Below are 2,272 nucleotides of genomic sequence, written 5' to 3' on the forward strand. Positions count from 1 at the left end.
GGATCGCGACGGGGTGCTGGCGGTCGACCATGCCGCGTCGCTGGCCGGGTCGATCCTGCGCGCGGTGGCGCGGCCTTTCGCGGTCGACGGCGTGTCGGTCGGTTCGACCGCCAGCATCGGGATCTGTGTCGCCGTCGGCGCGGCGCAGCCGGTCGAAACCGTGCTGCGCCATGTCCAGATCGCGGTATCGCGGGCGCGCGATGCCGGGGGCGATACGTATCGCTTCTTCAGCCCGGAAATGAATCGCCGTGCGCAGGACCGGATCATCCTGGCCGGGGCGCTGGGCGAGGCGCTGTCGGACGGGCGATTGAGCCTGGTCTACCAGCCGCAGATCCGTCCCCGCGACGGCGCGCTGTACGGCGTCGAGGCGCTGGCCCGCTGGCACGACCCGGCGCAGGGGGATATTCCCCCCGCCCGCTTCGTTCCGCTGGCCGAGGAAAGCGGGATGGTCGAGGCGCTGGGGGAATGGGCGCTGCGCACGGCCTGCCGGCAGATGGCCGAATGGATCGCCGCGGGGATCGAGGTCCCGGCGGTGGCGGTCAATCTGTCGGCCCGCCATTTCCGGGACCCGCGCCTGCCGGGGGTGATCGCCGCCATCCTGGCGGAAACCGGCATTCCGCCCGGCCGGCTGATGGTCGAAATGACCGAGAGCTGCATGATCGCCGACGAGGCGCGGACGATCGCCGCCGCCCATGCCATCCGCGCGCTGGGTGTCGGCCTGTCGATGGATGATTTCGGCACCGGTTTTTCCAGCCTGGCGAACCTGGTCAATCTGCCGCTCAGCGAGGTCAAGATCGATCGCGGCTTCATGGGCGGGCTGGAGCAGGCCGGCACGGCCCATTCCATCGTGAACGCGGTGATCCGCATCGGCCAGAGCCTGGGCGTGACCGTGGTGGCCGAGGGGGTGGAGACGCGGCGGCAGTTGGAATTGCTCGACGACCTGGAGTGCCCCGTGGTGCAGGGATACCTGATGTCGCGGCCGCTGCGCGCGGGGCGGGTGCCGCGCTGGCTGGCGGCCTGGCAGCATCAGGCCGGCCCCTGACGCGCGGTTTTCCGCCACGGAGGGGGCGGAAAACCGCGGATTGTTGTCATAAAAACTTAATCGGCCGCGCCGGGCTGGCTGATTGAAGCGGCGTGGGCCGAACGCTATGGGTGGTTCGGTTATGGACACGGCATCGGGATAGTGACGTATGCAGCGGATGCCGGCCCAGGCCGCGCGGAACGATGTTCCGGCGGGGCGACGCGGATTCGGAACCGGCGGAGACGTGGTTTTCGCGGCTGCGGTGCGGCTGAGCGGGTGGTCGCTTCTGGCGCTTCTTGGGGGTCTGATCGGGGTTCTGGCGTGGGGCGGGGCGCAGGCGTGGGGTGCGTTCGGCCCCGGCTTTGCGTGGAGCACGGCATGGAACCCGGTGTCGGAGCATTTCGGGGCGCTTGCGCCGGTGTTCGGTTCGGTGATGACGACGGTGCTGGCGCTGCTGATTGCGGTGCCGCTGGCGTTCGGGATCGCGTTCTGGCTGGTGGAGATGGCGCCGGGGTCGGTCGCGGGGCCGATCGGCATGGCGGTGCAGCTTCTGGCGGCGGTGCCGTCGATCATATTCGGGATGTGGGGCTTCTTCGTGATCGTGCCGGTGATGGCGCGGGTGGTGCAGCCGTGGGCGAACCGGCATCTGGGGCATGTGCCGGTGCTGGGGGTGCTGTTTCACGGGGCGCCCTACGGGACGGGGCTGCTGACCGGGGGTCTGGTGCTGGCGGTGATGGTGACGCCGTTCGTGTGCGCGGTGATGCGCGACGTGTTCACGGCGATGCCGGCGCAGATCCGCGAGAGCGCCTATGGGCTGGGTGCGACGCGGTGGGAGGTGATGCGCAGCGTGATCCTGCCCTGGTCGCGTCCGGCGCTGGTGGGCGGTGTGATGCTGGGGATGGGGCGGGCGCTGGGCGAGACGATGGCGGTGACCTTCGTGATCGGCAACGCCAACCGGATCGGCTGGTCGCTGTTCGCGCCGGGGAACACGATCGCGTCGCTGATCGCGCTGGAATTTCCCGAGAGCGCGGCGGGCAGCCTGAAATTGTCGTCGCTGCTGGCGCTGGGCTTCATCCTGATGGTGATCTCGTTCGTCACGCTGGCCTGCTCGCGGGTGCTGCTGCGGCGGGGGGCGTGAGATGGCGGACCGGGAGAACGGGACGATGAGCGGCGGCGCGGCGCCGGGTGAGGCGACGCTGAGTGACGCGAGGTCGGGTGACGTGATGTCGGGGGAACTGGCCGGGGTGCCCG

General features: G+C 70.1%; 2 protein-coding genes. Both read left to right on the forward strand.

Going from position 1 to position 2,272, the window contains the following annotated elements:
* The coding region (locus HUK84_RS15390; protein WP_176641067.1) for a putative bifunctional diguanylate cyclase/phosphodiesterase at positions 1-1,042 on the forward strand (1,042 nt) is incomplete at its 5' end.
* 148 nt (positions 1,043-1,190) lie between these two features.
* A complete protein-coding gene (gene pstC, locus HUK84_RS15395) occupies positions 1,191-2,159 on the forward strand; it encodes a phosphate ABC transporter permease subunit PstC (protein WP_176641068.1) in 969 nt (322 codons plus the stop codon).
* Positions 2,160-2,272: the final 113 nt, after the last annotated feature.

It is taken from the genome of Nguyenibacter vanlangensis (assembly GCF_013376155.1).
GTDB classification, from domain to species: domain Bacteria; phylum Pseudomonadota; class Alphaproteobacteria; order Acetobacterales; family Acetobacteraceae; genus Gluconacetobacter; species Gluconacetobacter vanlangensis.